The 6,271-nt window shown below is 46.1% G+C and carries 5 protein-coding genes (1 of these 5 only partly in view); 2 read left to right on the top strand and 3 right to left on the bottom strand.

The annotated features are described in order from the left end of the window. The 3 genes from K5620_RS00110 to pepQ form a co-directional block, all read right to left on the bottom strand. Positions 1-615 carry the 5' portion of a TrkH family potassium uptake protein gene (locus tag K5620_RS00110; RefSeq protein WP_051147556.1) on the bottom strand. 843 nt of this gene lie to the left of the window's left edge, so 615 of the gene's 1,458 nt are visible here — the first part of the coding sequence; its start codon is at positions 613-615; its stop codon lies beyond the left edge, outside the window. 69 nt (positions 616-684) lie between these two features. Then, positions 685-1,311 (bottom strand): YigZ family protein, encoded by a 627-nt coding sequence (locus tag K5620_RS00105; protein ID WP_016400301.1) that lies wholly within the window; start codon positions 1,309-1,311, stop codon positions 685-687. Continuing rightward, positions 1,302-2,627 carry a Xaa-Pro dipeptidase gene (pepQ, locus tag K5620_RS00100; protein WP_016400300.1) on the bottom strand — a complete coding sequence of 442 codons (1,326 nt, stop codon included), beginning with the start codon at positions 2,625-2,627 and terminating at the stop codon, positions 1,302-1,304. The genes K5620_RS00105 and pepQ overlap by 10 nt, the downstream gene beginning before the upstream one ends. A 270-nt stretch (positions 2,628-2,897) precedes the next feature. Here pepQ and fadB point away from each other — a divergent pair, with 270 nt between their 5' ends. Beyond that, positions 2,898-5,057, top strand: a complete 2,160-nt coding sequence (gene fadB / locus K5620_RS00095; protein ID WP_016400299.1) for a fatty acid oxidation complex subunit alpha FadB — start codon at positions 2,898-2,900, stop codon at positions 5,055-5,057. A 14-nt stretch (positions 5,058-5,071) separates the two neighbouring features. Beyond that, positions 5,072-6,235: an acetyl-CoA C-acyltransferase FadA gene (fadA, locus tag K5620_RS00090; RefSeq protein WP_016400298.1), complete on the top strand. Its 1,164-nt coding sequence runs from the start codon at positions 5,072-5,074 to the stop codon at positions 6,233-6,235. Positions 6,236-6,271: the final 36 nt, after the last annotated feature.

The following is a 6,271-nucleotide window of genomic DNA, read 5'->3' as shown; positions in this document are numbered from 1 at the left end:
CATTCCCGCCAACCAAAATGCCACCGTACAACTAATAGTGAGAAACAAATAGATGTACCAAAGCACCTTGGCGGTTTCGGCAATTCTGGGGGTCATCTTTTTGTCTTTAACTGGACCAGGAATTTCGGCGCGATATAACTGCATGCCCCCAACCCCAAGAATAGGCAATACTGCAACCGCTAATACAATGATGCCCATTCCACCCAACCATTGCAGCATTTGCCGGTAAAACAAAATACCTTTAGGCAGGTTTTCGATACCAACGATCACCGTGGCGCCGGTTGTGGTTAAGCCAGAAAATGATTCAAAGAAGGAGTCGGTAACCGACATGTTGGGGTTTTCGGTAAGAATAAACGGCAGCGCACCTACGCTACCCAGCACTGTCCAGAATAGAACAACAATGAGGAAGCCTTCTTTGGCTTTAAGCTCAGTTTTTTGATGGCGTTGTGGGAACCACAATAGAAAACCAGCGCTAACACACAGTGCAAAAGCGGCCATAAAGGCCTTACCAGCACCATCTTTATATACCGCAGCGACAATAGCCGGAACGATCATAGCGAGACTAAATAGCATTACTAGAAGTCCAACGATCCTAATAATCGCTCTGATCTGCATCCGTGTCGTATCTCTTTCTAAATAAAGTTAATGCTGCATATCTTGAAGTAAAGCGTTGCACAAGACAACTTAAGACAGCAGCTTCCCTACCTTAATCTGCCCACTTGAGAGGTTAATCAGCTGTTGTTTGAAAGCTGCATATTCACTAAGCGGTAAACTAACCTGCATCTGCGCTAGGCTAGAAAACTGAGTATCAAGCTTAACCGCTTGATGGCGCTCGAGCATACTCTCTACTTGGGCTGTATAGGCATAATCAAATTCTAAGCCGCACTCTCCACAGGCTACCACTCGCTCAGATTCAACTAACTTTAATGCCTGCTGAACGCCACCACCATAAGCTTTAACCAGGCCACCAGTACCAAGTTTAATACCACCTGAATAACGAACAACCACCGCCAGAATTTGACCTAAGCCACTTCCCTGCAATTGGGCTAACATAGGTTTACCCGCCGTACCCGAGGGTTCACCATCGTCGCTAAAACCCAAACATTGGCTATCGTTAGGGTGACCAGCCACAAAAGCCCAACAATGATGACGCGCTTGCGGATGTAACTGTTTTATTTCTACTAACTGTTGCTGTGCTTGTTGGCGATTAGCAACTGGAATAATCAAGCTAATAAAACGGCTATGTTTAATTAACTCTTCGCAGCTCACCGTTTGCTGCGGTTTAAAATAATCATTTACTGCTATTGCCAATTTTGCTCTCGCGTTAGGTTGTTACAAGCCAGCGCGGTAACCACAACATTGTCTTCTATACGAATACCGCCAAAGCGACGCATTTCATCAACCCTTGCCCAATTAATCAAGCGAGTATGCTCTGATTCGGCCAATTCGGTTAACAAGCTTTCGATAAAATATAAACCAGGCTCTATGGTAAGCACTTGGCGAGGTTCAATCATGCGAGTACAACGCAAAAACGGATCGCTAGCCGGTGCAGCTTGTACATCGCCGTCTTCATCTTGCATAAAACCACCAACGTCATGCACTTGCAATCCTAAGTGATGACCTAAACCATGTGGGAAAAAACAACGTGTAATGCCTTTTTCCACGGCAGCAGCGGCACTGCAATATACAAACTCAAAATCCACTAACAGCTTGGCTAACTGTCGATGCGCTTTAAAGTGCAGGTCGGTATAGCGATACCCGGGTTTTAAATCAGCAATCAAAGCCAGCTGCAGTTTGTCCATTTCAGCCACCAGCTCAGCAAACAGTCCTTTACGGTAAGCATAGGTGCGGGTGATGTCTGCGGCGTACCCCCGATACTCAGCGCCAGCATCAATCAACATTGAATAATGCTGTTTCTCGGCAAGCTTACTAGCACTTAAAGCGGTGTAATGAAGAATCGCTGCATTTTGATTCATGCCAATTATGTTTGAATATGGAAGTGAGTATTCACTTTCCCCCAAACTAGCTAAATAAGCTAAATTAATTTCAAACTCTGAAGCGCCAGCGAAAAACAATTCTTTAGCGCTAAGGTGGGCTTTAACCGCTCGACGGTTTGCCTCATGAATGCATTCGAGCTCGTAGTCGGTTTTGTATGCGCGGTAATAATGCAGGTAGTTAAGTACCGATTCTGGGTTTCGCTCCCCAATATCCAAAGCCTCGGCTAACTCTGGATGCTCGCCGATGTAAGCACAACGTTGTCGCTTAACTGGCAGGAAGGGCTCAATGTCTTGTGGATTAGCCATCCGCTTAATCTCAAAACTATCTACCCAAAAGCCCTCAGGGTCACCTGCCGTTTTATGCCAATAGTCACTTGGCTGATGATAAATCAGTACCGGCTTGCTTGTGCCATCAACCACCAGCCAACAATGTGGATGCTCTGTAAGTGGCAGCCAATGTTTGAAATGCGGGTTAGTTTTAAAAGGATAATGCTGATCATCCAAAAAGGTTCGTAGAGGGTAACCGGAGTGAATGATTAAGGCGTCAAGCTCCTCACGCTCTAATACATCTGCAACCCGCTGCTGCAATTGTTCAATATGCTGAGAAAACAGTTGATGAATAGTTGGCATAGCACCCTCTCTACGACTATTAATTAGCTATTTAGTTATAGCGCATTTAATAAATATATAGTTGGATCTAGAGCAGTTAATTGATGATTTATTAAGGATATAAGCCAGCCGCTCACAAGTGGTTTTGTGCGGCAAGCAACAAAATATCAAACAAGTGTTTTAAATGGGTGTTATATTTGTTTTAATGTTTGAGTAACAAATTGATTACAAGTTTATCTCTAACCCCTACACAAAACTGGTGCAATGCACACCAGCCACAAGGAGAGCAGAATGATATATCAAGGCGAGAACCTTAGTGTTCGTTATATTGCCGACGGTATCGCTGAACTAACATTCGATGCCAAGCAAGGAAGTGTGAATAAGCTAGATAAAAGCACTTTAGTATCGCTAGATGAAGCTATTAGCGCGTTGCAACAGCAAACAGAACTAAAAGGCTTATTGCTTAGTTCGGCAAAAGACGCCTTCATTGTTGGTGCTGATATCACCGAGTTTTTGGGTTTGTTTGCACTGCCAGAAGAAGAGCTAGGCGCTTGGCTAACCAAAGCCAATGACATTTTTAACGCCCTAGAAGATCTGCCTGTACCTACCGTTTCCGCGATTAATGGCTACGCACTCGGTGGCGGCTGCGAATTTATCCTCTCTACAGATTTACGTATTGCCGAGCCTAGCGCTCGCATTGGCTTACCCGAAACCCAACTGGGCATTATGCCTGGCTTTGGTGGCACAGTGAGATTACCCCGAGTAATTGGTGCCGATAACGCCATGGAATGGATTACTACCGGTAAAAACTACAAAGCAGCAGAAGCACAAAAATTTGGCATGGTAGACGCTGTTGTCCCCGCAGAACGATTACATGATGCGGCCTTAGCCATGCTGCAAGATGCCATCAATGAAAAAATTGATTGGCAGAACCGTCGCAAAGCTAAACTATCGCCCCTCGCATTAAACAAAATCGAAGCCATGATGAGCTTTAACTGCGCCAAAGGTATGGTTATCGCAAAAGCGGGGCCACACTACCCTGCTCCTATCACTGCAGTTAAAACCATGGAAAAGGCCGCAGCTTGCGGACGTGAAGAAGCTTTAGCCTTAGAAGGTAAATACTTTATTGGTTTGGCAAAATCAGATGTTGCTCAAGCTCTAGTTGGTATCTTCCTAAACGACCAACAGCTAAAAGGTTTAGCTAAAAAGGCGGCTAAAAATGCCCAAGCTATTAATCAAGCGGCAGTACTAGGCGCTGGCATTATGGGTGGTGGTATCGCTTATCAAAGCGCTAGCCGCGGCGTACCTGCGGTAATGAAAGACATTAACCAAGCAGCACTAGAGCTTGGCATGAATGAAGCAACCAAGTTACTCAACAAACAGTTAGAGCGTGGTCGCATAGATGGTTTGAAAATGGGCAAAATCCTTTCAGCCATTAACCCGAGCTTAAATTATGAGTCTATCGCTAATAGCGATATCGTGGTTGAAGCAGTGGTTGAAAATCCAAAAATTAAAGCAGCAGTGTTGCAAGAGGTAGAACAGAAAGTCTCTGCCGACACCATTGTGGCCTCAAATACGTCCACTATTCCTATTTCACTATTGGCTAAAAATCTAGCTCGCCCAGAAAAATTCTGTGGCATGCACTTCTTCAACCCAGTGCATCGTATGCCATTGGTTGAAGTTATTCGCGGTGAAAATACTTCTCAAGAAACCATCGATAGCGTGGTGGCTTACGCTGCCAAAATGGGCAAAACCCCGGTGGTAGTTAATGACTGCCCAGGCTTTTTTGTAAACCGTGTATTGTTCCCTTACTTCTTTGGTTTTACACGCCTACTTCAAGATGGTGCTGATTTTGTAAAAGTAGACAAAATCATGGAGAAGCAATTCGGTTGGCCAATGGGCCCAGCTTACCTACTTGATGTGGTAGGTATTGATACCGGCCACCATGCTGGCGCAGTGATGGCTAACGGCTTCCCTGAGCGCATGAGCAAAACCGGCGAAGATGCGATTGATGTTATGTACCAAGCTGAACGCTTTGGCCAGAAAAATGGCTTAGGATTTTACGCCTATACCAAAGACCGCCGAGGTAAACCGAAGAAGGATGCCGATCCGGCCAGCTATGATTTGCTCACCAAAATTTGCAAAGAACGTTACGACTACAGCAGTGAGCAGATTATTGCCCGCATGATGATTCCAATGATTAACGAAGTGGTGCGCTGTTTAGAAGAAGGCATTATTCAAAGCCCTGCCGAAGCCGATATGGCATTGGTTTATGGCTTAGGCTTCCCTCCATTCCGAGGTGGTGTATTCCGCTACCTAGATACCATGGGCTTAGATAACTACGTAGCTCTTGCAGATCAATACGCTGAACTTGGCCCACTTTACCAAGTTACCGACGGCCTCCGCGCTAAAGCAGCGGCGGGCGAAACTTACTACGGCAAGCAAGGTTAATGGAGGAATATAAAATGAAAGAAGTAGTGATTGTAGATTGTATTCGTACTCCTATGGGCCGCTCTAAAAACGGGTGTTTTAGAAATGTACGTGCCGAAGACTTATCTGCTCAGCTAATGAAAGGCTTGGTAGAGCGTAACCCTAAGCTCGATCCCAATGACATTGAAGATGTTTACTGGGGTTGTGTACAACAAACCTTAGAGCAAGGCTTTAACGTTGCGCGCAATGCCGCACTATTAGCCGGTTTGCCGCATTCAACCGGAGCTGTCACCGTAAACCGTTTATGTGGTTCGTCGATGCAAGCCTTGCACGACGCCGCACGCGCCATTATGGCCGACCAAGGTGATGTATTCATCGTAGGTGGTGTTGAACACATGGGCCACGTGCCAATGAATCACGGGGTAGATTTTCACCCTGGCATGGCTAAATCAGTAGCAAAAGCAGCGGGCATGATGGGCTTAACCGCCGAGTTGCTATCGCAAATGCACGGTATTAGCCGTGAAGCGATGGATGAATTTGGCGCTCGCTCACACCGCTTGGCTCACCAAGCGACGCTAGAAGGTCGCTTCGCCAGCGAAATCTTCCCAGTAGAAGGCCACGATGCCGACGGTACCTTAAAGCTAATTGAAACAGACGAAGTGATTCGCCCAGAAACCACAGCAGAAGGTTTGTCTCAACTACGCCCGGTATTTGACCCAGCTAACGGTAAAGTAACCGCGGGTACCTCTTCTGCCTTGTCAGACGGCGCATCGGCCATGTTAGTCATGTCGGCAGAGAAAGCCGCTGAGCTTGGATTAACGGTACGCGCAAAAGTACGCTCTATGGCCATTGCGGGCTGCGATCCGTCGATTATGGGTTACGGCCCAGTGCCAGCGACCCAAAAAGCACTTAAACGTGCCGGTCTAAAGGTTGAAGATATCGATTTATTCGAACTTAACGAAGCCTTTGCAGCACAGTCTTTACCTTGTGTTAAAGACTTAGGCTTGATGGACCAAGTAGACGATAAGGTAAACCTAAACGGTGGTGCCATTGCTTTAGGCCATCCTTTGGGGTGTTCTGGCACGCGAATCTCTACAACGCTAATAAACCTTATGGAAGCCAAAGACGCCAAACTGGGTGTTGCTACTATGTGTATTGGTTTAGGCCAAGGCATCGCGACAGTGTTTGAACGACCATAAAGTCTAAAAAATAGCTGTGAATGGGAGCATTAAGCT

The organism is Agarivorans albus, assembly GCF_019670105.1.
In the GTDB taxonomy this organism is placed as follows: domain Bacteria; phylum Pseudomonadota; class Gammaproteobacteria; order Enterobacterales; family Celerinatantimonadaceae; genus Agarivorans; species Agarivorans albus.
Note: the sequence above shows the minus strand (reverse complement) of the source record. Positions and strands in the feature narration are given on the sequence as shown.

Coding starts and splice junctions, on each gene's coding strand:
- pepQ (WP_016400300.1), bottom strand. CDS start 2,627: ATGCCAACTATTCATCAACTGTTTTCTCAGCATATTGAACAATTGCAG.
- fadB (WP_016400299.1), top strand. CDS start 2,898: ATGATATATCAAGGCGAGAACCTTAGTGTTCGTTATATTGCCGACGGT.
- fadA (WP_016400298.1), top strand. CDS start 5,072: ATGAAAGAAGTAGTGATTGTAGATTGTATTCGTACTCCTATGGGCCGC.